Raw genomic sequence first — 23,255 nt, 5'->3', positions numbered from 1 at the left:
CTACGCTCGCAATGACGCAAGAGCTATGCAGTCGCCCTCTGGATGCTGACTTCACTGACGCCGACCTCGCGGGCGGTGTTCACTATCGCCGCCCAGGTGTCATCCGGCAAGGGGATGCCGTTCCTGGTGAGTTCGGCCCGGGTTTTCCGCTCGGGATCGCCCGGAATCAGCACCTGATCGACCCCGGCCGCCTGAGAGGAATCCGCGTGACCGAACACCTCGGCGACGAAATCGATGAGGTTCTGGACCTGGATCGCGACCATGGACGGGTTCCCCGGTCAAGCACTCGCCTTGGCATGGCCGCCGAGATAGGCGGCGCGGATGGCCTCGTTGCCCCAGAGCTCGTCGGGCTTGCCACCGAGCACGATACGGCCGGTCTCCAGGACGTAGCCATAATCGGCCACGGACAGGCCCATGCGCGCATTCTGCTCGACGAGCAAGACCGTCGTGTTGCGGCGGATCTCGGAAATGATCTTGAACACGGCCTGCACGATGACAGGCGCAAGGCCGAGCGAGGGCTCATCCAGCAGCAGCAGCCGCGGCTTGGCCATCAGCCCGCGAGCGACCGCCACCATCTGCAACTGACCGCCTGACAGCGTCCAGCCGAGCGCGTTGGTGAATTTCCTGATGTCCGGGAAGAGGTCGAACATCGCGTCCGCCTCGCGCGAGATCTCGGAGGTCGATGCGCGGCGATTGGACGCGCCGAGCATGATGTTCTCTTTCACGGTGAGACCCGGGAAGACGCGGCGGCCCTCCGGCACATGCGAGATGCCCATGCGGACGATGGCTTCCGGGCCGAGACCTGCGATGGACTTGCCGTCGAACAGGATGTCGCCGGAGGTCGGCTTGGCAAGGCCCGAGATGGCACGCAGCGTCGTCGACTTGCCGGCGCCGTTGGCCCCTAGCAGCGTCACCACCTGTCCCTGCTCCACGGTGCAGGTGACGCCGCGCAGCGCCTCGATCTCGCCGTAGCGCACCACGAGATTGCGGATTTCGAGCAACGGCATCATTCGCTCCCGAGATAGGCGGAGACGACGTCGGGATGACGCAGCACGGCCATGGATTCGCCGTCCGCGATGCGGCGTCCGAAGTTGAGCACGGTGATGTGCTGGGCCGCTTCCGAGACCAGCGTCATGTCGTGATCGATGATCAGGATCGTGAGTCCCTGCGCTGCGATGCGCTTGAGCAGCTCGTGCAGCTCGAGCTTCTCGGTCGAGTTGAGGCCGGCCGCAGGCTCGTCGAGCAGTAGCAGCGTCGGGTTCGAGGCGAGCGCGCGGGCAATCTCGATCAGGCGCTGATGGCCGTAGGAGAAGCTCGAGATCAGCTCGTTGGCGCGGCTGCCGAGGCCGACGAAGGTCAGCGCCTCCATCGCACGCTCGGTCAGGGCGTCATCGCCCTTCCCGACCATGGTGTTGCCGGGCCGCTCCGCGCCGATCTCGACGTTCTCCAACGCCGTCATCGAACGGAACAGGCGGATGTTCTGGAACGTGCGCCCCAAGCCCGCAGCCGTGCGCTGATGCGGCGGCATGTGGGTGATGTCGGTGCCGTCGAGCACGATCTTGCCCGCCGTCGCCTCGTAGAGGCCCGAGAGCACGTTGAGCGTGGTGGTCTTGCCCGAGCCGTTTGGCCCGATCAGCGCATGCACGCCGCCGCGCTTCACCGCGATGTCGACGCCATCGACGGCCTTGAGACCACCGAAATGCTTCGACAGGCCGGTGACTTCCAGCACGGTGTCGCCGCCAACCGTCGCCGGCTTCAACAGCAAGGCGCTCGCTGCCGGCGGAGCCTTGGTCTTGGCGCGCCAGCGCGTGAACGCGTCGGCGACAAAGCCCCAGATGCCGTCGGGCATGAAGCGGATGATCAGGATCACGAACAGGCCGTAGATCGCCAGGTAAAGGCCCGGCACGCTCTTGAGGAAGCGCAGCCATTCCGGGATCAGGATGAGCAGACCCGTGCCGATCGCCGAGCCGATCGGCGAGGCAACGCCGCCGAGCAGCGACATGGTCAGGAACACGATCGATTCCGCGAAGGAGAACTGATCGGGACTGACATAGGCGAAGCCGCCGGCGAACAGGCCACCCGCGAGCCCGCCGAGGAGTGCGCAGAGCGCGAAGGCGTAGATCTTGGTGCGGAAGACGTCGATGCCGTTGACGCCGGCCGCAAGCTCGTTGTCGCGCACGGCGCGCATGGCGCGGCCGAGCTTGGTGTCGGCGAGATGCCAGACCAGATAGCCGACGATCGCCAGCATCGCGACGCAGAAGGCGAGATAGCTCTGCGACGACTGGAACAGCTCGGGACGCTTGATGTTGGGGACGCCGTCGGGGCCGTGCGTCAGCCAGATCGCGTTGATCATCACGAGCGTGACGATCTGCTGGAACGAGATCGTTACCATCGCGAGGTAGTGCCCGCCGAGCCGCAAGGTCGACATGCCGAGGAAGGCACCGGCCAGCAGCGAGATCAAGCAGCCGCCGAGGAGGCACAGCCAGAAGCTGACATGCAGGTCCGTCGTCCCGATGCCGACCGCATAAGCGCCGAGACCGAAGAACGCGGCCTGCGCCAAATTGATCTGGCCGCACAGGCCGAGCACCACCGAGAGCCCGAACACTGCGATCGAGAACGTGGTGGCCTGGAGCAGGATGTTGTGAACGTATCCATCGAAGCGCATGGTCGCCGCGAGCGCAACCAGGATCGCCGCACCGATGAAGTACGGCAGGTGCCGGACGAACAGCGGCTTCGAGTGGATGGCGGGCGCCGGGATCGGCATGTTGTCGCTGGGGGCGCTCATGCCTTCTCCGCCACGCGTTCGCCGAAGATGCCCTGCGGCCGGAAGATCAGGAAGGCGATCAGAACCAGGAACGCGAAGCCGTCCTTGTACGGGACCGAGATATAGGCCGCGCCGAATGTCTCGATCACGCCGAGCGCGAGACCGCCGATGATGGCGCCCGCGACGTCACCGAACCCGCCGATGATCGTCGCCGCAAATGCCTTCAGCGCGATGGTCGAGCCCATCTGGATCGAGACGAACAGCACGGGCGCGACGAGGATGCCGGCGAGGCCGCCGAGTACCGCCGAATAGATGAAGGTGATCATGATCATCGTCGACACGGAAATGCCGAGCAGCGAGGCCATTTCCTTGTCCTGCGAGGTCGCCTGCAGTTTCTTGCCGAGCAGCGTCTTCTCGAAGAACCAGAAATTGAAGATCACGAGGCAGATCGTGACGCCGATGATCAGGAGATACTGGCTGTCGAGATAGATCGGACCGAGCTGGATGCCTGGCGTTTCGAACCAGCCCTCCAGCACCTGCGGCTGCGGACCGTAGATTGCGAGCACGGAATTGGCGAGCAGGATCGAGGCGCCGATGGTCGCGATGATCACCGGCAGATAGGTGCGGTGGCGCAGCGGGTAGTAGACGCCGAGATTGAAGATGACGCCGAGCAACGCCATTCCGGCCAGCGCGACCAGAAATGCCGCCCAGTACGGCAAACCGAATTCGATTGCGACGACCATCAGATAGGCCGCGACCATGGAGAATTCGCCCTGGGCGAAATTCACCACATTGGTGGCACGGAAGATCAGCACGAAGCCCAGCGCGACGAGCGCGTAGACGGCGCCGATACCGATGCCGGTAAACAGCAGTTGCAGGACGAGATCCATCACAAGCGTTCCGTTGGAGGTCGAATATTTCACTGCCAGCGGGAGCAGAGTGGCTGTCGTGTTCACAGCATCTTGTTAAAGGCCGCGCGGGAGGTGGTAGGGCTCTCTCCCCCCTTGCGGGGGAGAGTTGGAGAGAGGGGTAAGCCACAATCACCGCCCGTGCGGCTTACCCCTCTCCCCCGCAAGGGGGGGGAGGGAACCCATCCGTTCGTGCGTCCCTGCCCCGGTCAGTCGTTGAACTCGATGTGCTTGTCGAAGACGATTTTGCCCTTGTCGTTCTTCACGATGTTGTAGCCGTGGAGGCCGTCGCCGTTCTGGTCGAAGTTATATTCGCCCTCGGCACCCGCGAACTTCCTGGTTGCCAGGATGGCTTCGCGAATCTTACTGGGATCGGTGGAGCCGGCCTTGTTGATCGCGGCGGACAGGACGCTGACCGCATCGAAGGTCCAGGAGCTCTGGTTGTCGGGCGCAACCTTGACCGCGTCGCGGTAGATCTTGCCGAACGCCTTCGAGCCCTCGCTGGAATCCTCCGCATAGTCGGCGACGCCATACGTATTGTAGAGCGCGGGACCTGCGAGCTTGAGCGCGGTGACGTTGACGATCGAGGGCGAGCCGACCCAGGGAATGTTGACGCCGAGCTGGCGCAGCTGGCGCGCAAAGATGCCGAGGTCGTTCTCGAAGGTGAAATAGGAACCCAGGATGTCTGCGCCCGACTGCTTGATCGCGAGCACGACCGGCGTGAAGTCCTGGCTCTGGTTGGCATACCCCTGATCGAGCACCGGCGGAGCACCGAGCTTGGTCAGCCCTTCCGTCAGCGCCTTGCCACCTGCGGTGCCGAACGCATCGGTCGAGTGCAGCACGGCCCACTTCTTCTTTTCGAGCGTCTTGACGCCGTACTCGGCGATCACGCGACCGGAATAGCTGTCGTTGGGGCGGAAGCGGAACAGCCAGGGATTGCCCATGTGGGTGAGGTTCGGGTCGGTGCCGCCGATCATCACGGGCTTGCCGAGCTTGATCACATCAGGCGCCATCGCGTGCACCTGGGTCGAGCGGATCGAGCCGAGGAACCCGACGATGTCGGACTGCGCGGCGAGCTTGGAGAAGGCGAGCACGATGCCGGGGTTGGTGGTCTGATCGTCCTCGACGATCAACTCGCCCTGCTTTCCCAGGATACCGCCGGCCTTGTTGACGGCTTCGAGCGCGAGCTTGGCGCCCTTGATGGCATAACCGCCGGATTCAGCGGCAGGGCCCGTGACGGGCGCGCACATGCCGATCTTGATGGTGGCGCCTTGCGCGTTCGCGCTCTTGATGAGGTATGGCGCGGCAATGCCGGCAGCAATTCCGGCAGCGAAGTCGCGTCTCGTCAGTCTCATACATTCCTCCCTGGGGCCGGGCATCCTTGTCGGCCCTTCTTTGTTTGCTTTGTTACTGAATACAGAGCCGGATGCTACTTACGGATTCTCCCGGCGTGAGTAAATTGATATTGCAGCAGCATCCACTAAGTGCGGAGACCTCACGCCAGAGGTGCTCAACACCCGCGGCGGCGATCTATTCTCGGCTATTTTTTCCCGGCTTTTCGTGGATTTCGCGTCGCTCGCGCTGCCGATGCACCATGCAATGACGACAGTCATGCGTAACGATCAAGTCATCATGCAAATTTGCCGTTACGCATCGTCCGCGATCTCGTCACTCGCGTCGACGGAAGCGAGACACAACTCCAATTGTCCAAGCATCTCCTGCAACTCGGCGAGCTTGCGTGCGCCAAAGCGTCGCGTGATCTCCGCATAGATCGCTTCCGAGGACGGCGCGACCGAGGCCATCAGCTTCACGCCCTCTTTCGAGATCGAGACCATGCTGCGGCGCTGGTCGGCCTGCGCGGTCTTGCGCTCGATCAAATTGCGCGCCTCGAGATCGCGCAAGATGCGCGACAGGCTCGGTCCGAGGAGAAATGCCGTGCGCGCAAGCTCCGTGACTTCCGCGGCCTCGATCGCCGCCAGCGCGCGGAGGATGCGCCATTGCTGCTCGGTCAAACCGTGCTCGCGCAGCTTCGGACGAAACTGCCGCATCACCGCCTCGCGCGCCCGCAAGAGCGACATCGGCAGCGAGCGCGAGAAGTCGCGCATTGGCACTCGCCGTGCGGCGGGCGCACGTCCGTTCGCGGGATCAGCCGGTCTCTTCGTCATGACGCCCTTTCAGACCGCAAATGTTTGCAGTGCAGCAAGCCAAATTGTGTTTGACGCATTAACTTAACATGTTAAGTATCTTCAGGCACCACGATTTGTAAGATCACAAATGGCGCTCTCCAACGACGATATCCAAGCCTGCGCGAACCGTCTGCACCAGGCGGAGAAGACCCGCACGCAGATCCGGCAGCTCTCGCAGGATTTTCCCGACATCACCATCGCCGATGCCTACGCGATTCAGAAGGCCTGGGTCGACGTCAAGATCGCTGAGGGGCGCACCGTCAAAGGCCACAAGATCGGCCTGACCTCGAAGGCGATGCAGAGCGCGCTCAATATCGACGAGCCGGATTCCGGCGTGCTGCTCGACGACATGTTCTTCGCCGACGGCGGTCTGGTCCCGACTGAGCGCTTCATCGCCACCCGCGTCGAAGCCGAACTCGCTTTCGTCATGAGCAAACGGCTGGCTGGGCCCCACTGCACGATGTTCGACGTGCTCAATGCCACCGACTTCGTCGTGCCGGCGCTGGAAATCTTGGATACCCGCATCGAACGCGTCGATCCCAAAACCAAGGCCACGCGAAAGATCTTCGACACCATCGCCGACAATGCGGCGAATGCCGGCATCGTGCTTGGCGGTCGGCCGATCCGTCCCTTGGAGGCTGACCTGCGCTGGATCGGCGCGCTCTGTTTCAGGAACGGCCAGCTCGAGGAAACCGGCCTCGCCGCCGGCGTGCTCAATCATCCCGCCACTGCGGTGGCCTGGCTGGCCAACAAGATCGCACCGCTCGGCCTTGCGCTGGAGCCCGGCCAGGTCGTGCTCGCCGGCTCCTTCATCCGTCCGATCGAGACCCGCAAGGGCGACACAATTCAGGCCGACTATGGCGCCTATGGCTCGGTGAGCTGCTACTTCGCCTGACGAATAAACCAGGGAGTGAAACCGCGATGCCGCATTTCACGATCGAATATTCGGCCAATCTCGATAGCCGCCTCGACATCGGCACGGTGTGCGAGGTGGTGCGCAAGGCGGCAGTCGAGACCGGCATCTTCCCGCTCGGCGGCATCCGCGTCCGCGCTGTCAGGTGCGAGCACTATGCGATCGCCGACGCGCGGCACGACTACGGCTTTCTCGACATGGTGCTGCGCATCGGCGAGGGCCGCGACCTTCCGACGCGCAAGAAGGCAGGCGAGCATGTCTTCCAGGCGCTCTCCAAACATCTCGATCCCGTCTTCGCCGCCAGCAAGTTCGCCTTGTCGTTCGACATGCAGATCAATGACAAGGACACGAGCTGGAAGCGCAACAACATCCACGACGCCCTGAAAGTGGAGGCTACCCATGGATAAGCCCACGCCGAAAGCCGATGTGTTCCAGGCCAACCGCGACCGCGTTGCGCCGCTGTTGAAGGAGCTGCGCGCCGACGGCATCGGCCACATGATCGACGGCAAGATCGTTGCCTCGATCTCCGGCGAGACCTTCGAGACGAAGTCGCCTGTCGACGGCGCGACGCTCGCGACCGTCGCGCGCGGCAATGCCGAGGACATCGACGCCGCTGCAACCGCCGCCAGCCTCGCCTTCAAGGCCTGGCGCGACATGGGGCCTGCGATGCGGCGCAAGCTGCTGCACCGCGTCGCCGACGCGATCGAGGACAATGCCGACGACATCGCCGTGCTCGAATGCATCGACACCGGCCAGGCCTATCGCTTCATGGCCAAGGCCGCGATCCGCGCCGCCGAAAACTTCCGCTTCTTCGCCGACAAATGCGCTGAAGCGCGCGATGGCCTCAACACGCCAAGCGATGAGCACTGGAACATCTCCACCCGCGTCCCGATCGGCCCGGTCGGCGTGATCACGCCGTGGAACACGCCGTTCATGCTTTCGACCTGGAAGATCGCCCCTGCCCTCGCTGCCGGCTGCACCGTCGTGCACAAGCCGGCCGAATGGTCGCCGGTGACGGCTGCCATTCTGGCAAGGCTCGTCAAGGAAGCCGGCGTTCCCGACGGTGTGCTCAACACCGTTCATGGTTTCGGTGAAGAGGCCGGCAAGGCGCTGACCGAGCACCCCGCCATCAAGGCGATCGGCTTCGTCGGCGAGAGCGCGACAGGCTCGGCGATCATGACGCAGGGGGCACCGACCTTGAAGCGCGTGCATTTCGAGCTCGGCGGCAAGAACCCGGTGATCGTGTTCGACGACGCCGATCTCGACCGCGCGCTCGATGCCGTCGTGTTCATGATCTACTCGCTCAACGGCGAACGCTGTACGTCCTCGAGCCGCCTGCTGATCCAGCAAAACATCGCCGAGAAATTCATCGAGAAGCTGACCGCGCGCGTGAAGGCGCTGAAGGTCGGTCATCCCCTCGATCCCGCGACCGAGATCGGCCCGCTGATCCACGAGCGGCACCTGGCAAAGGTCAGCTCCTATTTCGACGTCGCGCGCCAGGACGGCGCGACCATCGCGGTCGGCGGCAAGGCCTATGACGGGCCGGGCGGCGGACATTATGTCGAGCCGACGCTGGTGACCGGCGCAAGCGGCAAGATGCGCGTGGCGCAGGAAGAGGTGTTCGGCCCCTTCCTCACCGTGCTGCCATTCCGTGACGAGGCGGACGCGGTCGAGATCGCAAACGACATCCGCTATGGCCTCACCGGCTATGTCTGGACCAACGACATGGGCCGCGCGCTGCGCGTAGCTGACGCGTTAGAGGCCGGCATGATCTGGCTGAACTCGGAAAACGTCCGCCACCTGCCGACCCCGTTCGGCGGCATGAAGGCATCAGGCATCGGCCGCGACGGCGGCGACTATTCGTTCGACTTCTACATGGAAACCAAGCATGTCTCGCTGGCGCGGGGCACGCACAAGATCCAGAAACTGGGAATTTAATTGTCATTCCCGGGCGCGCGGAGCGCGAGCCCGGAATCCATAACCACCAGCCGGGGTTATGGATCCCGGGCCTGTCCCTTCGGGACATCCCGGGATGACGAGCCTAGAGGGAGCCCCAATGCCGGTACCGCAACACGTCTTCGATCCGCCCTTCAACATCATCCGTTCGAGCCACGTCGTGCTTGACGTGACCGATCTGAAGCTCAGCCGCGAGTTCTACGAGACCACCGTCGGCCTGCATGTCGAGGACGCCGACGACAACGCCGTGTACCTGCGCGCCGCGGAGGAGCATCAGCATCACTCGCTGGTGCTGCGCAAGGCCGCAGTGCCGGCCTGCGCCCGGCTCGGCTTCAAGGTCGGCAACGACGGAGATCTCGACAAGGCCGCGGTGTTTCTCTCCGAGAACGGCCTCGCCTATGCCTTCGTCGACCAGCCCTTCCAGGGCCGCACGCTGCAATTCACCGATCCCTTCGGCTTCCAGATCGAACTCTACGCGTCGATGGACCGGCGGCCGCATCTGCTTCGCCGCTTCGACCTCTACAAGGGCTGCCACCCGCAGCGGCTCGATCATTTCAATGTCTTCGCCGCCGAGGTGCAGGACACGGTCGACTTCTATGCGCGGCTCGGCTTCCGTCTCACCGAATATGCTGAGGAGGACGGGCCGAACGGACGCATCGCGGCGGCCTGGATGCATCGCAAGGGCAACGTCCACGACTTCGCCATCACCAACGGCAAGGGCCCTCGGCTGCATCACTTCGCCTACTGGACGCCGACGGCGATGAACATCATCCATCTCTGCGACGTGATGGCCTCCTCGGGTTTCCTGAAGAACATCGAGCGCGGCCCCGGACGCCACGGCATCTCGAACGCGTTCTTCCTCTACGTGCGCGATCCTGATGGACACCGTCTCGAGCTCTACACCAGCGACTATTTCACCGGCGATCACGACCATGAGCCGCTGCGCTGGTCGCTGCGCGATCCACGCCGCCAGACGCTGTGGGGTGCACCGGCGCCGCGGTCCTGGTTCGAGCAGGGCTCGCCTTTCACGGGCCAGGCCGTGCGCGAGCCGAAATTCGTGGCCGACGTGCTGGTGGCGGACTGAGCGATGTCTCTCCCTCGTCTCGCGACCTATTCCGTCAAGGGTGAGGTCCGCTACGGTGCCGTCGTCGACGGCGGCATCGTCGATCTCTCTGCCCGCCACGCCAGGGACTATCCGACGCTGCGCGAGGTGATCGCGGCCGGCAAGCTCGGAAGCCTTTCCGAAGAAGCCGCCGGCCGCGCGCCGGACCATGCGATCAGCGACCTCACCTGGCTGCCGCCGGTGCCCGCGCCGGAAAAGATCATCTGCATCGGCGTCAACTACCCAGACCGCAACGCCGAGTACAAGGATGGCCAGGACGCGCCGAAATATCCGAGCATGTTCATGCGCTCGCCTCGCTCCTTCGTCGGGCACGACACGCCACTGGTGCGCCCGCGCGCATCAGTGCAGCTCGACTACGAGGGCGAGATCGTGCTGGTGATCGGCAAGTCCGGCCGGCACATCCCGGAAAGCACAGCGCTCGATCACATCGCAGCGCTGACCCTTTGCAACGAAGGCTCGGTGCGCGACTGGCTGCGCCACGCCAAGTTCAACGTCACGCAGGGCAAGAATTTTGATTCCAGCGGCAGCCTGGGACCGTGGCTCGTTCCCTACACAAGGGAATCGCAGATCGCCGACATCCGCCTCACCACGCATGTCAACGGCGAGCTGCGGCAAGATGACCGGACCAGCCGGTTGATATTCCCGTTCCGCTACCTCATCAGCTACATCTCGACCTTCGCAACACTCGTCCCCGGCGACATCATCGTCACGGGCACGCCGACCGGAGCCGGTGCGCGGTTCGATCCGCCGCGGTACCTGAAGCCGGGCGATGTCATCGAGATCGAGGCCGAAGGCATCGGCAGCTTGCGCAACGGCGTCGTCGACGAAGCCTAAGACAACAATTGAAGTGGAATGATTCAATGACCACCCTCACCGGCGGCGAAGCGATTGTAAGCGGGCTTGTCGCCCACGGCGTCGATACCGTGTTCGGCCTCCCCGGCGCACAGGTCTATGGCCTGTTCGACGCCTTCCACCAGGCCCAGCTCAAGGTCATCGGCGCGCGGCACGAGCAGGCCTGCGGCTACATGGCGTTCGGCTATGCGCGCTCCAGCGGCAAGCCTGGCGTGTTCAGCGTGGTGCCCGGTCCCGGCGTACTCAACGCCAGCGCAGCGCTGCTCACGGCTTTCGGCGGCAACGAGCCGGTGCTGTGCGTCACAGGCCAGGTGCCGACGCAGTTCCTGGGCAAGGGACGCGGCCATCTCCACGAGATGCCGGATCAGCTCGCGACCTTGCGCACCTATGTGAAATGGGCCGATCGCATCGAATATCCCGGCAACGCGCCGACGGTCGTGGCGCGCGCCTTCCAGGAGATGACGTCCGGTCGTCGCGGGCCCGCGTCGGTCGAAATGCCCTGGGATGTCTTCACCCAGCGCGCCGACACGGCCGCCGCCCAGGTGCTAGAGCCACTGCCCGCGCCGCAGCCCGATCCTGACATGGTCAAACAAGCGGCCGCGCTCATCAAGAATAGCAAGGCACCGATGATCTTCGTCGGCAGCGGCGCGATCGAGGCGCGCGAGGAGATCCTTGAGCTCGCCGAGATGATCGATGCTCCCGTTGTGGCCTTCCGCAGCGGCCGCGGCATCGTCTCCAACGCGCATGAACTCGGCCTGACCATGGCCGCGGCCTACAAGCTCTGGCCGAACACCGATCTCATGATCGGTATCGGCTCGCGGCTGGAGCTGCCGACCATGTCGCGCTGGCCGTATCGCCCCGATGGCCTGAAGAGCATCCGCATCGACATCGATCCGGTCGAGATGCGACGCTTCATCTCCGACACCGCGATCATCGGCGATGCCAAGGCCGCGACCGCCGATCTCGCCGCCGCCGTGCGCAAGGCCGGTTACAGCAAGACCGCCGGACGCCGCGCGGCGATCCGCGAGGCCACTGCGGTCGCCCAACAAGAGATCCAGCGCATCCAGCCACAGATGGCGTATCTCAACATCCTGCGCGAGGTCCTGCCGGCCAACGCGATCGTGACAGATGAATTGTCGCAGTTCGGCTTCGCCTCCTGGTATGGCTTCCCGATCTACGAGCCGCGCACTTTCATCACCTCGGGCTATCAGGGCACGCTCGGCTCGGGCTTCCCGACCGCGCTCGGCGCAAAGGTGGCGAACCCCGACAAGCCGGTGGTGGCGATCACCGGCGACGGCGGTTTCATGTTCGGCGTGCAGGAGCTCGCCACCGCCGTGCAGTTCAACATCGGCGTGGTGACGCTGGTGTTCAACAACAATGCCTATGGCAATGTCCGCCGCGACCAGCGCGAACGCTTTGACGGCCGCGTGGTGGCGTCGGATCTCGTCAATCCGGATTTCGTCAAGCTTGCGGAGTCCTTCGGCGTTGCGGCTGCGCGCGTCACTGCACCCGATCGGTTCAAGGCGGCGATGGAGAAGGCGCTCGCGCATGGCGGGCCGTATCTGATCTCGGTCGAGGTGACGCGGGATTCCGAAGTCAGTCCCTGGGCGTTCATTCACCCGCCGAAGCCGTAGTTTTTGTCATTCCGGGGCGCGCGTAGCGCGAGCTATGATGCGCAATTGCGCATCTGAGAATCCATAACCATGATCGGGAATATGGATCCGGGCCTGCGCCTTACGGCGCATTCCGGAATGACGAGAAGGGTCAGCGCGTCTGTCGGAACGTCAGATTGATCCGTTTCCGCCCGAGCAGCGCGTGCTCGCCGTCGGCGAGCGGCGCGACGCCGTGATAGGCGAGCCGGGAAGGCCCGCCCCAGACCACGACATCGCCATGGACGAGCCGGAAGCGGCGCGGCTTGTCGCTTCGCGCCAGGCCGCCGAACAGGAACGTCGCGGGCAGTCCGAGCGAGACCGAGACGATCGGCGCTGAATAGTCCAGCTCGTCCTTGTCCTGATGCAGCGACAGCCGCGTGCCGGGCTCGTAGCGATTGACGAGGCACGCATCGGGCGCAAAGCCGGTGAAACCGCCCTGCTCCGCCGCGCGCCGGGCCAGATCGCGGAACACGGGCGGCATCGCGGGCCACGGCGCACCGGATCGCGGATCGATGGGATCATAGCGATAGCCGGTGTGATCGGTCATCCAGCCACGCTCGCCGCAATTGGTCATGGCCACCGACATCTGGTAGCCGCCGGGTGTGGTCATGCGGCGGAACGGCGATTGCGCCACGATGGCGCGCACGGCGGCGATCAGATCGTTCTCGATCGGCTTGACGAAGCCGCGCAGCAGCACGGCGCCATCGGCGATGTCCTCGCGCGACGGCTGCGCCTCGGCGACAGTGTCGAACAGATCACCGGTCAATCGCAGAGCTCATTTAGCGTCATGAAAGATCATACCCAACGTGTGGCGCTGGCCGGACCTGATCCGGCTGACACCATGGCGCAGATTAACGCGGTAGGTGCCGCGTGTCCCCTGAACCGGGCGATGGTGCACAGCGAAGGCGACTGCGTCGCCCTGCTTTAGCGGCACGACCTCGGCGCGGGATTGCATGCGCGGGCGCTGCTCGGTCAGCACGAACTCGCCGCCGGTGAAATCGCGCCCCGGCTCGGACAGAAGGATCGCGACCTGGAGCGGAAACACGTGCTCGCCATAGAGGTCCTGGTGCAGGCAATTGTAGTCGCCGGCCTCGTATTGCAGCAACAGCGGCGTCGGCCGCCCCTGGCCTGCCTCGTGGCAACGCTTCAGGAACGCCGCGTGCCCATGGGGATAGCGGATGTCGATCCCCATCGCCTCGTTCCAGCGATTGGCGACACCCTGGAGATGCTCGTACAGCGCTGGACGCAACTGCGCGATCAGGTCGGGCAGCGGATAGGAGAAGTATTTGTACTCGCCGCGGCCAAAACCATGGCGGCCCATGACGATGCGGCTGCGGAAGTTTGCGTCGTCCGGATAGAGTTCGGCGACGGCGCGAGATTGATCCGGCGTCAGCAGCCCTTTGAGGACGGCGCAGCCCTGGGAGTCGAGTTCGCTGCTGATTTGAGGCCAGTCGAGGGCTTCGACGTGGGAGGCGAGGTCGACCGCGTCATTGACAGCAGCGGGAGCACGTTTCGCGATTGCCATAGCATCATCCTATCCACGTCCGTCATTCCGGGGGCGACGAAGTCGCGAGCCCGGAATGACGGAGGTGGGTGTCGCAGATCGCGGCGGCTACAACCACCCGATTTCCGTGCGGGAACCTAGCCCAGCACCGGCAGCGTCACCACGTCATAGGCGTGCTTGATCGTCCGCTTCAGCACGGGGTCCTCAAGCTCGAACTCGAAGCGGTCGGCGGGGCGGATGCCGCCCTTGGCGGCGAATGTGCCGCCGAACATGGCGCAGCCGTCGGGCAGCTTCTTGTCCGGAAAACCGCGCGCGATGAGATCGTCGACCGGCAGCATCGCGTCCAGCGTGCCTTCCTGGTAGAGCACGCGCTCGCCCTTGATCCAGGCGTAGGAGCGCAGGATCATCTTGTCCCAATGGCCGATCACGTCCTCGAGCTCCCACAGCGTCGAAGCAATCGGCTTGTCGCACATCTGCTTGGAGACGGTGACGTTGTAGGCCTCGACCTTGCGGTCGGTATGGTCGGAACCGCAGCCGACGAAGATGCGGCCCTGCCAGCCGATCAGCACGAACTCGACCTCGCCGCTGGAATCGCCGCCGCAGCACTCGATGCTGTCTTCGGTGGTCAGCCGCCGCGCCGAGGCGCGATAGTAGATCGGTGTCGAGGCCGGCCGGGCGATGCCGACGGCCTCGAGCTCCGCGATGTGCTTGTCGCGCGCGACGGGATCGCGGCCGGTCCAGCCTGCGATGACCGCCTGATTGATCGCCAGCGTCAGCGGCGTTGTGGTGTCTTGGGCATCGACGGTGAAAGCAAGGTCAAACACGGATGACGGCCTCCATGCCGGCAGCAAGTTCGAAAATACGACGATCGGATCCGCCCGCACCCGCGAGCATGAGGCCGACGGGAACATCGCCTTCGCGATGCGCAGGGAGTGAGATGGCGCAGCCGTCGATCATGTTGATCAGGCTGCAATTGCGCAAGGCGCGGACGTTCTCGTGAGCGAATGCCTTGTCATCGGCGAGGTCGGCGATTTTCGGAGGCGTGTTGGGCGTGGTCGGCATAACCAGCGCGTCATAAGGCGCGATCCGCGCGTTGACGCGGGCGATCAGCGAGCGGCGCTCGTTGAGGAGATCGATGTAGTCGGCCGCGCTCTGCGCCTCACCGCGCATGATGCGCACGGCGACTCTGGGATCGTAGACGTCGCCCTTTGACGTGATGAGGTAGCGATGCCACGCAAAGCTCTCGGCCGCAGCAAAGCCGCCCTTGGCATTCATCGGGCCGATGTCGTGGAATTCCGCCATCTCGATGCGCTCGATGATCGCGCCGTGGTCGGCGAGCGTCTTCAGCGCACGCTCGAACGTCTCGGCCACGGCTGCGTCGAGATCGTCAAGCGCGATCGTGGTCGGCACCGCCAGCCGCATGCCCTTCACAGGCCGCGGCTTTAGCGGAACGATCGGCTCATTCGCGAGCACTGCATCGAGTATGGCACAGCAACTGACCGATCGCGCCAGCGGCCCGATGCTGTCGAGCGAGAACGACAGCGGCACCGAGCCGTCGAGCGGCACGCGCCGCTGCGTCGGCTTGTAGCCGACAATGCCGTTGAAGGCGGCCGGGATGCGGCAGGAGCCGCCGGTGTCGGTGCCGAGCGCGCCGTGGGCCATCCCGTCGAGCACGGAGACTGCGGCGCCCGAGGACGAGCCGCCGGGCACGTGGCCCGCGGCCCGGTTCCAGATGCCCTTCGGCGTGCCATAATGCGGATTGATGCCGATGCCGGAATAGGCGAACTCGGTCATGTTGGTCCGGCCAATCACGACGAAACCGGCCTTGCGCAGCCGCGCGACAGTGACGGCATCATGCTCGGCCGGCGGAGAGTCGTCGAGCGCGCGGGAGCCGGCGCGGGTCACCTGGCCCTTGATATCGAAGAGATCCTTGATCGAGATCGGAATACCAGCATAGCGCGACGGCGCGGCCTTGGCCTTGCGCAAGCCGTCCATCGCATCCGCAGCCGCGAGTGCGGCGTCCTTGTCGACGTGGATGAAGGTGCGCTGGCCCTCGCCGGCGGGATCGGCGATCTTGGCGATACACGCCTCGGCCAGCTTACGGGAGGTGGCGCGGCCGCTTTCGAGGTCGTCGGCGAGCTTCGCCAGTGTCGGAAAATTGGGCATGTCTGTCTCACGGAATATTGGCGCGCGCAATCTATAGCGCTGCCTCAGTTCGACACAAGCATTGTGCGCATGATGGCATGCATGTGCATTGCTGGACCGTTGACGCGCCATGGTCGATTGTCGCATCAAGATCGAAACAGGCGGGCGAGAAGCCTGCCACTTGGCAAGTTGGCTCTGGGAGGACCTGCAGACATGGCCGAACCGCAGCGCGCGCGACCAAAACCTACGCCGGAAACCCAGCATTTCTGGGATGGCACCAAAGCGGGCGAATTGCGCCTGCAGCGCTGCGACGCGTGCGCACATGTCTACTTCCCGCCGCGCCCGTTCTGCCCGTCCTGCGCCTCGCGCAAGGTCAGCACGTTCAAGGCGAGTGGCAAGGGCTTCCTCTACAGCTACGTGATCAACCACCGTCCCGCCGCGCCCGGCTTCACGCCGCCTTACGCGATCGCGGTGGTCGAGCTGGACGAGGGGCCGCGGATGATGAGCAACATCATCGACTGCCCGCAGACCCCGGAAGCGCTCGAGCTCGACATGAAGCTCGAGGTCGCCTTCCAGGAGCTCGACGACAAGATCCCCCTCCCCGTGTTCCGTCCGGCGCAGGGGTAATCCATGCGCAGAAACCAGGTTGCCGTCGTCGGCGCGGCCGAGACCACCGAGCTCGGCGTCATCCCCAATATGTCGCAGCTCCAGCTTCACGCGGATGCGGCGCTCAATGCCATCGCCGATGCCGGGCTGAAGCTGTCCGATATCGACGGCTTCGCCACCGCGGTCGAAACGCCGCAGCAGGTCTGCCACTATCTCGGCATCAAGCCGACCTGGGTGGACGGCACCTCGGTCGGCGGCTGCTCCTTCATGCTGCACGTTCGCCATGCCGCCGCGGCGATCGAGGCCGGACTGTGCAAGACCGTGCTGATCACCCACGCCGAGAGCGGCAAGTCGATGATCGGCAAGCTGCCGCGTTCGATCCCCGCCGACAGCCTGCAAGGCCAGTTCGAGGCGCCCTACGGCGTCTACGGGCCGCCCAGCATGTTCCCGATCCCCGTGCTGCGCTTCATGAAGACCTACGGCATCACGCACGAGCAGCTGGCCTCGGTTGCCGTGGTGCAGCGCGAATGGGCGGCGAAGAATCCGCGCGCGATGATGAAGGACCCGATCACGGTCGCCGACGTGCTGAACTCGCGCATGATCGCCTATCCGTTCCGCCTGCTGCAGTGCTGCCTCGTCACCGACGGCGGAGGCGCACTGATCCTGACCTCAGCCGACCGCGCCAAGGACTTTCCCCGCAAGCCCGTCTACATCATGGGCACCGGCGAAAGCGTGGAGACCCCGATGGTCAGCCAGATGGAGACGTTCAACTCCTCGCGCGCTTTCAAGACCGCAGGGCCCCTGGCCTTCAAGGAGGCCGGCATCGCGCACAAGGACGTCGACCATCTCATGATCTACGATGCCTTTGCGCATCTGCCGTTGTTCGGCCTCGGCGACCTCGGCTTCATGCCGCATGAGGAGACCGGCAAGTTCATCGCCGACGGCAACACGCGGCCCGGCGGCAAGCTGCCGCTCAACACCAACGGCGGCGGATTGAGCTACATGCATTCCGGCATGTACGGCATGTACGCGCTTCAGGAAAGCGTGCGCCAGATGCGCGGCATCGCGCCGGCACAGGTAGCCAACGCGAAGATTTCGGTGTGCCACGGCGTCGGCGGCATGTTCGCCGCGTCAGGCACGATCGTGTTCACGAACGAGAGGTAGAGACTTGTCATTCGGGGATGCGCCGAAGGCGCAGGCCCGGAATCCATAACCACGATCGGGAGTATGGATTCTCAGATGCGCAATTGCGCATCATAGCTCGCGCCAAGAGGCGCGCCCCGGAATGACGGCGGAATTTGGAACGGATAGCGGAGAACCCAAATGACAAAATCACTGCAGGACAAGGTCATCATCGTCACCGGCGCAGGCCGCGGCATCGGGCGCGAGATCGCGCTGCTCTGCGCGGCGGAGGGCGCCAAGGTCGTCGTCAACGATCCCGGCGGCGCCGCCGACGGCGCCGGTTCGAGCGCCACGCCCGCTGAGGAAGTCGTCGAGGAGATCAAGAAGCGCGGCGGCACCGCAGTCGCCAATTTCGAGTCGGTGGCGGAAGCGATCCCCGCAAGCAAGATCGTGAAGACCGCGACCGATCATTTCGGCCGGCTCGACGGCGTCGTCAACAATGCCGGCATCCTGCGCGACATGATCTTCCACAAGATGAGTGTGGAAGCTTTCGAGGCCGTCATCAAAGTCCATTTGATGGGCTCGTTCTACGTTTCGCACGCTGCGGCGCGGATTTTCCGCGAGCAGGAGAGCGGCTCCTTCGTGCACTTCACCTCGACCTCGGGCCTGATCGGCAACTTTGGCCAGGCCAACTACGCGGCCGCCAAGCTCGGCATCGTCGGCCTGTCGAAGTCGATCGCGCTCGACATGGGCCGCTTCAACGTCCGCTCCAACTGCGTCTCGCCGTTCGCCTGGACCCGCATGATCGGCACCATCCCGACCGAGACCGAAGCCGAAAAAGCGCGTGTCGAGAAGATCAAGCAGATGGGACCGGAAAAGATCGCGCCGATCTGCGCCTATCTGCTCTCCGATGCCGCCAAGGACGTCAGCGGGCAGATCTTCGGCGCGCGCATGAATGAGCTGTTCCTGTTCAGCCAAAATCGCCCGCTGCGCTCCGTGCACCGAAGCGAAGGCTGGACGCCGCAATCGATCGCGGAACACGGCATGCCCGCACTGAAGGGCTCGTTCTACAAGCTCGACCGATCCGCCGACATCTTCCCCTGGGATCCCGTCTAAACGGCTTTCCGGCTAGTGTTGCGCTGCGATCTCTGGTTGCTCACCAGAGATCGCCCGCATTACGCCCGATTGCGGGCGAATGGTTTCCTTCCAACAAAAAATGGGAGGTGACTATGACAAAATTACTGACCATTTCTACCGATACTGACAAGCCTTGCCTCGGGCGCCGCACCCTTCTGAAGGGCGCGGCGGCTGCAGTAGCCGCGACGGGCGTCTCAATGAACGCAGCCCTGGCGGCCTCCGTCGCGCCATTCGGCCAGACCGGCACTCCGACGAGGTCGACGGCGCCATTACCCTTGGGACCACTTCCCGGTAGCCGCTACCCGGACTCCCACCTGGAATCCGCCAGGAAGGGAGGACCGCCAACGTTCGGCCCCCCCGGTTTCCCCGCCTTCGCGGGCACCATGGCAGTTGAGCGCGTCGCAACCGGCATGCGCTGGGCCGAGGGTCCCGTCTACTTCGCGGCCGGCCGATACGTGCTGTTCAGCGACATTCCCAACAACCGCATCATGCGCTTCTCGGAAGATGACGGTCACCTGAGCGTATACCGGCAGCCATCGATGAACTCGAACGGCAACACCATCGATCGCGAAGGGCGCCTGATCACTTGCGAACATTCCGGCCGACGCGTCACCCGCACCGAACTCGACGGCTCGGTCACCATCATTGCCGACAAGTTTAACGGCAAGAAGCTAAATTCGCCGAATGATGCGATCGTCACCTCCGATGGCGCGATCTGGTTTACCGATCCGGTCTACGGCATCGGCGGCTTTTATGAGGGCGTCAAGGCCGATCCTGAGCAGGAAAAGCACAACGTCTACCGGGTGGATCCGAAATCCGGAGACATCAAGGTTGTTGTCGACGATTTCGTGGAGCCCAACGGCATTGCGGCTTCGCCCGACGAGAAGAAGCTCTATGTCATCGACACCGGCTTTACGGACGGGCCGGAGAACCCGTCGCATATCCGCGTGTTCGACCTTGATGTCGCGGGCGGAAAGATATCGAACGGCAAGGTCTTTGCGGAAATGCCAAAGCCCAGCATTACCGACGGATTGCGAACTGACACAGCCGGGCGTGTTTGGTGCTCCGTCGGTTGGGGCGATCCGAATGAAGACGGCGTGCGGTGCTACAGTCCGGAGGGTGAGCTGCTCGGCAAGATTCACATTCCGGAAACCGTCGCCAACCTCTGCTTCGGCGGCCAGCAGCGAAATCGACTGTACATCTGCGGCTCGAGTTCGCTCTACGCCGTCTACACGAGTGTACAGGGCGCAATGAAGCCATGAGCGAATAGCGAGTGGGGAGTAGCGAATAGTTGGCGGCACGCCCTTCTGTTCGCTACTCGTCCCCTCAACCCGTATTCCTCAACCCCGCCGAGATGCCGTTGATGGTGAGCTGAATCCCGCGCAGCACCTGCTCGTCCGGGTTCTGCGCGCGGTACTCTTTGAGCAGCTCGACCTGAACGTGGTTGAGCGGATCCAGATACGGGAAGCGGTGGCGTACCGAACGCTCGAGCAGCGGGTTGCCCTGGAGCAGCCGATCCTGGCCCATGATGTCCAGCAGCGTCTCGATACAGGAATGCCATTCGCGGCGGATACGGCCGAAGATTTTTTCGCGCAGAGCTTCGTCCGGCACGAGCTCGGCATAGCGCGAGGCGATCGCGATCGAGCTTTTGGCGAGCACCATGTCCATGTTCGAGAGCAACATGCGGAAGAACGGCCATTCCCTGTAAAGCTCTTTCAGGAACGGCATGCCCTTGTCTGGATGTGCAGCGATCCATTGCTCCACCGCGCTACCAAAACCATACCAGCCCGGCAACATCAGGCGGCACTGCGCCCAGGAAAACACCCAGGGAATCGCGCGAAGGTCCTCGATCGCGCGGGTCTTCTTGCGCGAGGCCGGACGGCTGCCGATATTCAGCGTCGCGATCTCATTGATGACCGTCGAGGCCCAGAAGTAATCGACGAAGCCGTCGGTCTCGTAGACGAGGCCGCGATAGGCCTTGAAGGCGAGGTTCGACAATTCGTCCATCGCGGTCAGATATTCGCGGCGCGGCGCGCTCTGGCGCGGATGCAGGAGGCTCGCCTCCAGCGTCGCGGCCGCAAGGATCTCGAGATTGTTGCGGCCGACTTCGGCGTTGGAGTATTTCGACGAGATGATCTCGCCCTGCTCGGTGATGCGGATCTGGCCGTTCACGGCCCCGCCGGGCTGCGCGATGATGGCATCATAGCTCGGACCGCCGCCGCGGCCGACGGAGCCGCCGCGGCCGTGGAACAGGCGTAGCCGCACGCCGTGACGCTCGAACACTTCGACGAGTCCGATCTCGGCCTTGTAGAGCTCCCAGCCGGAGGTGACGAAGCCGCCATCCTTGTTGCTGTCGGAATAGCCCAGCATGACTTCCTGCACGCTGCCGCGGCTGTCGACGAGGCGGCGATAATCGTGCAGCGACAGCATGCGGTCCATGATGCCGGAAGATGCCTGCAGATCCTCGATGGTCTCGAACAGCGGCACGATGTTGATGGAGCTGCGCCCGGAGGGATGGACGAGGCCGACTTCCTTCAACAGCACCGCGACCTCGAGCATGTCGGACATGCCCTTGCACATCGAGATGATACATTGGGGGGATGGCATCCGAGCCGAACCTCGCATGCGCCTCCGCGGCGGCATGGAAGACGTTGAGCTCGCCCATCGTCTCGTCGCTGTATTTGACGAACGGGGAGACCAGCGCGCGCGGGCTGCGCAATTCGTTGGTGAGCAGCGAGATGCGCGCCTCCTCGCCGAGCGCGAGATAGGACATGCCCGGATTGGCGGCATCCATCAACTCGGCGATGGTCCGCTCGTGCACGGCCGAATTCTGGCGGATGTCGAGCCGCGCCAGGTGGAAGCCGAAACAGTCCACCGCGCGGCGGAGCTGCCGCAACCGGCCGCGGGCGATGACGCGGGCGTTGTTGGAGATCAGCGAGCGGTACAGCACGTCGAGATCGGCCTGCAGCTCCTTGACGGTCTCGTAAGGCCTGCCCTTGCCGACGGGTCGGCGCGTGATCTCGACCTCGAGCTTTTCGGCCGTCGCCGTCAGGCGCGCATAGATGCCGGAGACCGCGAGGCGGTAAGGCTCGCCGCTCCGGTGCGGCGAGGTATCCGGCGAGCGCTCAGCCAGGTTACGCAGCTCCTCGGAGACGTCGGCGAGATGGGCCGCGATCGACAGTTCCGAGCCGAGCACGTGCAGCTCTTCGAGGTAGAACTGCATCACCCGGCTCGACTGCAGCCGCAGCGTGCCGCGCATCACGTCGGCGGTGACGAAGGGATTGCCGTCGCGATCGCCGCCGATCCAGCTTCCCATGCGCAGGAACGAGGCGAGTTCGCCGGCGGCCTGCTCGCCGCCCTCCTCCAGCCGGTCCTCCAGCACGTTGACCAGCCGCGGTACCTCGCGCAGGAACGTGTAGTCATAGAACGACAGGCCGTTGGCGACTTCGTCGAGCACGGTGAGCTTTGTCCGGCGCAGGAGATTGGTCTGCCATAGCGTCAGCACCTCGCGGCGAAGCTGCTCGTCGCTGGCTGCCGCCTCGTCCGCGGTCAGCGCGACGCGTTCGCGGCGGTCGAGCAGGCTAGCGACCTCCATCTCGCGGTCCATGGTGCTCTTGCGGCGCACCTCGGTCGGGTGCGCGGTCAGGACCGGGCTGACAAGCGCGGTCTTGAAGAAGCTGCGCAGCGCATCGGAGCTGATCCCCGCGTCCCTGGCGTGGGCAAGCGTTTCCGCCAGCACGCCGGAGCCGCCACGCGCCCCGGTCTCCTTGCCGGTGGCGCGGGCGCGCATCTGGCGGATGTTGTTCTGGTCCTCGGCGATGTTGGCGAGGTGGGAGAAATAGCTGAAGGCACGGACGATCCGCACCGTGTCCGAGGTCGACATGCTGTCGAGGATCTGTTCGAGCTCGCGACGGGCAAGCCGGTCCTCGTCGCGGTGGAACCGGATCGAGGTCTGCCGGATGCGCTCGACCAGGTCGAACACGTCGGCGCCTTCCTGGTCGCGCACTGTGTCGCCCAGGATACGCCCGAGCAGGCGGATATCGTCCCGCAGCCGCGCATCCGCTTCCAGCGCCTGAACGTCTTCAGGGCGGTTGGGGTGCTGCTCAGCGGCATCGGACGGTACGGTCTGGAGGGACATGGCTCGCTCCCAAAGCTGCCCGGATCGTCCGAGTGTGCAAGTTTTTTGCCGCAGCGCAAGATGAACTTGGACGCAGCGCACACTGACCTTCGGCTCGGCCTTCCCTGCGCTGTCGCGCTGGCGAACGCCGCGAGGTTATCGCCCCTCTTCGGCGCTAGTGTCCTGAACCAGAAGTTCGCAGCATTGGGTCGTGTTTTGCGGGGGCATTGTAACGACAGAAGCGCTCGATGGAAGCAAGGATGTCGTCGG

The 23,255-nt window shown here is 64.3% G+C and carries 19 protein-coding genes and 2 pseudogenes; 10 read left to right on the top strand and 11 right to left on the bottom strand.

The genetic code is table 11. The annotated features are described in order from the left end of the window. Nucleotides 1-23 precede the first annotated feature (23 nt). The 6 genes and pseudogenes from AC629_RS25205 to hpaR form a co-directional block, all read right to left on the bottom strand. Nucleotides 24-188: pseudogene (locus AC629_RS25205) on the bottom strand (malate dehydrogenase); the annotation flags it as partial. 90 nt (nt 189-278) lie between these two features. After that, complete coding sequence (locus tag AC629_RS25200; protein ID WP_084807654.1) at nt 279-1,007, bottom strand: ABC transporter ATP-binding protein; 729 nt, start codon at nt 1,005-1,007, stop codon at nt 279-281. Next, a complete protein-coding gene (locus AC629_RS25195) occupies nt 1,007-2,785 on the bottom strand; it encodes a branched-chain amino acid ABC transporter ATP-binding protein/permease (RefSeq protein ID WP_084807635.1) in 1,779 nt (592 codons plus the stop codon). Before AC629_RS25195 ends, AC629_RS25200 begins: the two co-directional genes overlap by 1 nt. Further along, a complete protein-coding gene (locus AC629_RS25190; RefSeq protein WP_084807653.1) occupies nt 2,782-3,654 on the bottom strand; it encodes a branched-chain amino acid ABC transporter permease in 873 nt (290 codons plus the stop codon). The genes AC629_RS25195 and AC629_RS25190 overlap by 4 nt, the downstream gene beginning before the upstream one ends. A gap of 227 nt (nt 3,655-3,881) precedes the next feature. Then, nucleotides 3,882-5,027, bottom strand: coding sequence for an ABC transporter substrate-binding protein (locus AC629_RS25185; protein WP_084807634.1), 1,146 nt, complete (start codon nt 5,025-5,027; stop codon nt 3,882-3,884). A gap of 291 nt (nt 5,028-5,318) precedes the next feature. After that, nucleotides 5,319-5,837 (bottom strand): homoprotocatechuate degradation operon regulator HpaR, encoded by a 519-nt coding sequence (hpaR, locus tag AC629_RS25180; protein WP_084807633.1) that lies wholly within the window; start codon nt 5,835-5,837, stop codon nt 5,319-5,321. Nucleotides 5,838-5,946: 109 nt separating this feature from the next. Between hpaR and hpaH the strand changes: the two genes are divergently transcribed. The 6 genes from hpaH to AC629_RS25150 all read left to right on the top strand — a co-directional run bounded on the left by hpaH (nt 5,947) and on the right by AC629_RS25150 (nt 12,336). Further along, entirely contained in the window at nt 5,947-6,753 is an 807-nt protein-coding gene (gene hpaH, locus AC629_RS25175; protein ID WP_084807632.1) for a 2-oxo-hept-4-ene-1,7-dioate hydratase, read from the top strand. Between the two features lie 26 nt (nt 6,754-6,779). Then, on the top strand, nt 6,780-7,178 hold the full coding sequence (locus tag AC629_RS25170) for a 5-carboxymethyl-2-hydroxymuconate Delta-isomerase (protein WP_084807631.1): 399 nt from the start codon (nt 6,780-6,782) through the stop codon (nt 7,176-7,178). Further along, nucleotides 7,171-8,709 carry a 5-carboxymethyl-2-hydroxymuconate semialdehyde dehydrogenase gene (gene hpaE, locus AC629_RS25165; protein ID WP_084807630.1) on the top strand — a complete coding sequence of 513 codons (1,539 nt, stop codon included), beginning with the start codon at nt 7,171-7,173 and terminating at the stop codon, nt 8,707-8,709. The genes AC629_RS25170 and hpaE overlap by 8 nt, the downstream gene beginning before the upstream one ends. A gap of 118 nt (nt 8,710-8,827) precedes the next feature. Beyond that, nucleotides 8,828-9,811: a 3,4-dihydroxyphenylacetate 2,3-dioxygenase gene (hpaD, locus tag AC629_RS25160; protein WP_084807629.1), complete on the top strand. Its 984-nt coding sequence runs from the start codon at nt 8,828-8,830 to the stop codon at nt 9,809-9,811. Between the two features lie 3 nt (nt 9,812-9,814). Beyond that, nucleotides 9,815-10,684 (top strand): fumarylacetoacetate hydrolase family protein, encoded by an 870-nt coding sequence (locus AC629_RS25155; protein WP_084807628.1) that lies wholly within the window; start codon nt 9,815-9,817, stop codon nt 10,682-10,684. A 26-nt stretch (nt 10,685-10,710) separates the two neighbouring features. Continuing rightward, complete coding sequence (locus tag AC629_RS25150) at nt 10,711-12,336, top strand: thiamine pyrophosphate-dependent enzyme (RefSeq protein WP_084807627.1); 1,626 nt, start codon at nt 10,711-10,713, stop codon at nt 12,334-12,336. Between the two features lie 130 nt (nt 12,337-12,466). Here the strand turns inward: AC629_RS25150 and alkB are convergent, their stop codons facing one another. The 4 genes from alkB to AC629_RS25130 form a co-directional block, all read right to left on the bottom strand. Beyond that, nucleotides 12,467-13,120 (bottom strand): DNA oxidative demethylase AlkB, encoded by a 654-nt coding sequence (gene alkB, locus AC629_RS25145; protein ID WP_084807626.1) that lies wholly within the window; start codon nt 13,118-13,120, stop codon nt 12,467-12,469. A 9-nt stretch (nt 13,121-13,129) separates the two neighbouring features. Beyond that, nucleotides 13,130-13,879, bottom strand: a complete 750-nt coding sequence (locus AC629_RS25140; protein ID WP_084807625.1) for a 2OG-Fe(II) oxygenase — start codon at nt 13,877-13,879, stop codon at nt 13,130-13,132. Between the two features lie 116 nt (nt 13,880-13,995). Further along, nucleotides 13,996-14,682 (bottom strand): DUF2848 domain-containing protein, encoded by a 687-nt coding sequence (locus AC629_RS25135; RefSeq protein ID WP_084807624.1) that lies wholly within the window; start codon nt 14,680-14,682, stop codon nt 13,996-13,998. Further along, on the bottom strand, nt 14,675-16,024 hold the full coding sequence (locus AC629_RS25130; protein ID WP_084807623.1) for an amidase: 1,350 nt from the start codon (nt 16,022-16,024) through the stop codon (nt 14,675-14,677). Before AC629_RS25130 ends, AC629_RS25135 begins: the two co-directional genes overlap by 8 nt. Nucleotides 16,025-16,216: 192 nt before the next feature. On the opposite strand from AC629_RS25130, the gene AC629_RS25125 reads away from it, so the two are divergent. The 4 genes from AC629_RS25125 (at nt 16,217) to AC629_RS25110 (ending at nt 20,130) form a co-directional block, all read left to right on the top strand. Further along, nucleotides 16,217-16,630 (top strand): Zn-ribbon domain-containing OB-fold protein, encoded by a 414-nt coding sequence (locus AC629_RS25125; RefSeq protein ID WP_084807622.1) that lies wholly within the window; start codon nt 16,217-16,219, stop codon nt 16,628-16,630. A gap of 3 nt (nt 16,631-16,633) precedes the next feature. Next, a complete protein-coding gene (locus AC629_RS25120) occupies nt 16,634-17,773 on the top strand; it encodes a thiolase C-terminal domain-containing protein (protein ID WP_084807621.1) in 1,140 nt (379 codons plus the stop codon). Nucleotides 17,774-17,932: 159 nt separating this feature from the next. After that, a complete protein-coding gene (locus tag AC629_RS25115) occupies nt 17,933-18,847 on the top strand; it encodes an SDR family oxidoreductase (protein ID WP_084807620.1) in 915 nt (304 codons plus the stop codon). Nucleotides 18,848-18,960: 113 nt separating this feature from the next. After that, nucleotides 18,961-20,130, top strand: coding sequence for an SMP-30/gluconolactonase/LRE family protein (locus AC629_RS25110; protein ID WP_143199422.1), 1,170 nt, complete (start codon nt 18,961-18,963; stop codon nt 20,128-20,130). A gap of 64 nt (nt 20,131-20,194) precedes the next feature. Here the strand turns inward: AC629_RS25110 and ppc are convergent. Beyond that, a pseudogene (gene ppc, locus AC629_RS25105) lies at nt 20,195-23,006 on the bottom strand (phosphoenolpyruvate carboxylase). Between the last annotated feature and the right edge of the window lie 249 nt (nt 23,007-23,255).

This window comes from Bradyrhizobium sp. NAS80.1 (genome assembly GCF_001908205.1).
GTDB lineage: Bacteria > Pseudomonadota > Alphaproteobacteria > Rhizobiales > Xanthobacteraceae > Bradyrhizobium.
This window is presented reverse-complemented; position numbering and strand designations above follow the sequence as displayed.

Excerpts from the sequence above, each read along its gene's own strand:
- AC629_RS25200 (WP_084807654.1), bottom strand. The coding sequence starts at position 1,007 with ATGCCGTTGCTCGAAATCCGCAATCTCGTGGTGCGCTACGGCGAGATC.
- AC629_RS25195 (WP_084807635.1), bottom strand. The coding sequence starts at position 2,785 with ATGAGCGCCCCCAGCGACAACATGCCGATCCCGGCGCCCGCCATCCAC.
- AC629_RS25190 (WP_084807653.1), bottom strand. The coding sequence starts at position 3,654 with ATGGATCTCGTCCTGCAACTGCTGTTTACCGGCATCGGTATCGGCGCC.
- AC629_RS25185 (WP_084807634.1), bottom strand. The coding sequence starts at position 5,027 with ATGAGACTGACGAGACGCGACTTCGCTGCCGGAATTGCTGCCGGCATT.
- hpaR (WP_084807633.1), bottom strand. The coding sequence starts at position 5,837 with ATGACGAAGAGACCGGCTGATCCCGCGAACGGACGTGCGCCCGCCGCA.
- hpaH (WP_084807632.1), top strand. The coding sequence starts at position 5,947 with ATGGCGCTCTCCAACGACGATATCCAAGCCTGCGCGAACCGTCTGCAC.
- AC629_RS25170 (WP_084807631.1), top strand. The coding sequence starts at position 6,780 with ATGCCGCATTTCACGATCGAATATTCGGCCAATCTCGATAGCCGCCTC.
- hpaE (WP_084807630.1), top strand. The coding sequence starts at position 7,171 with ATGGATAAGCCCACGCCGAAAGCCGATGTGTTCCAGGCCAACCGCGAC.
- hpaD (WP_084807629.1), top strand. The coding sequence starts at position 8,828 with ATGCCGGTACCGCAACACGTCTTCGATCCGCCCTTCAACATCATCCGT.
- AC629_RS25155 (WP_084807628.1), top strand. The coding sequence starts at position 9,815 with ATGTCTCTCCCTCGTCTCGCGACCTATTCCGTCAAGGGTGAGGTCCGC.
- AC629_RS25150 (WP_084807627.1), top strand. The coding sequence starts at position 10,711 with ATGACCACCCTCACCGGCGGCGAAGCGATTGTAAGCGGGCTTGTCGCC.
- AC629_RS25140 (WP_084807625.1), bottom strand. The coding sequence starts at position 13,879 with ATGGCAATCGCGAAACGTGCTCCCGCTGCTGTCAATGACGCGGTCGAC.
- AC629_RS25130 (WP_084807623.1), bottom strand. The coding sequence starts at position 16,024 with ATGCCCAATTTTCCGACACTGGCGAAGCTCGCCGACGACCTCGAAAGC.
- AC629_RS25125 (WP_084807622.1), top strand. The coding sequence starts at position 16,217 with ATGGCCGAACCGCAGCGCGCGCGACCAAAACCTACGCCGGAAACCCAG.
- AC629_RS25120 (WP_084807621.1), top strand. The coding sequence starts at position 16,634 with ATGCGCAGAAACCAGGTTGCCGTCGTCGGCGCGGCCGAGACCACCGAG.
- AC629_RS25115 (WP_084807620.1), top strand. The coding sequence starts at position 17,933 with ATGACAAAATCACTGCAGGACAAGGTCATCATCGTCACCGGCGCAGGC.
- AC629_RS25110 (WP_143199422.1), top strand. The coding sequence starts at position 18,961 with ATGACAAAATTACTGACCATTTCTACCGATACTGACAAGCCTTGCCTC.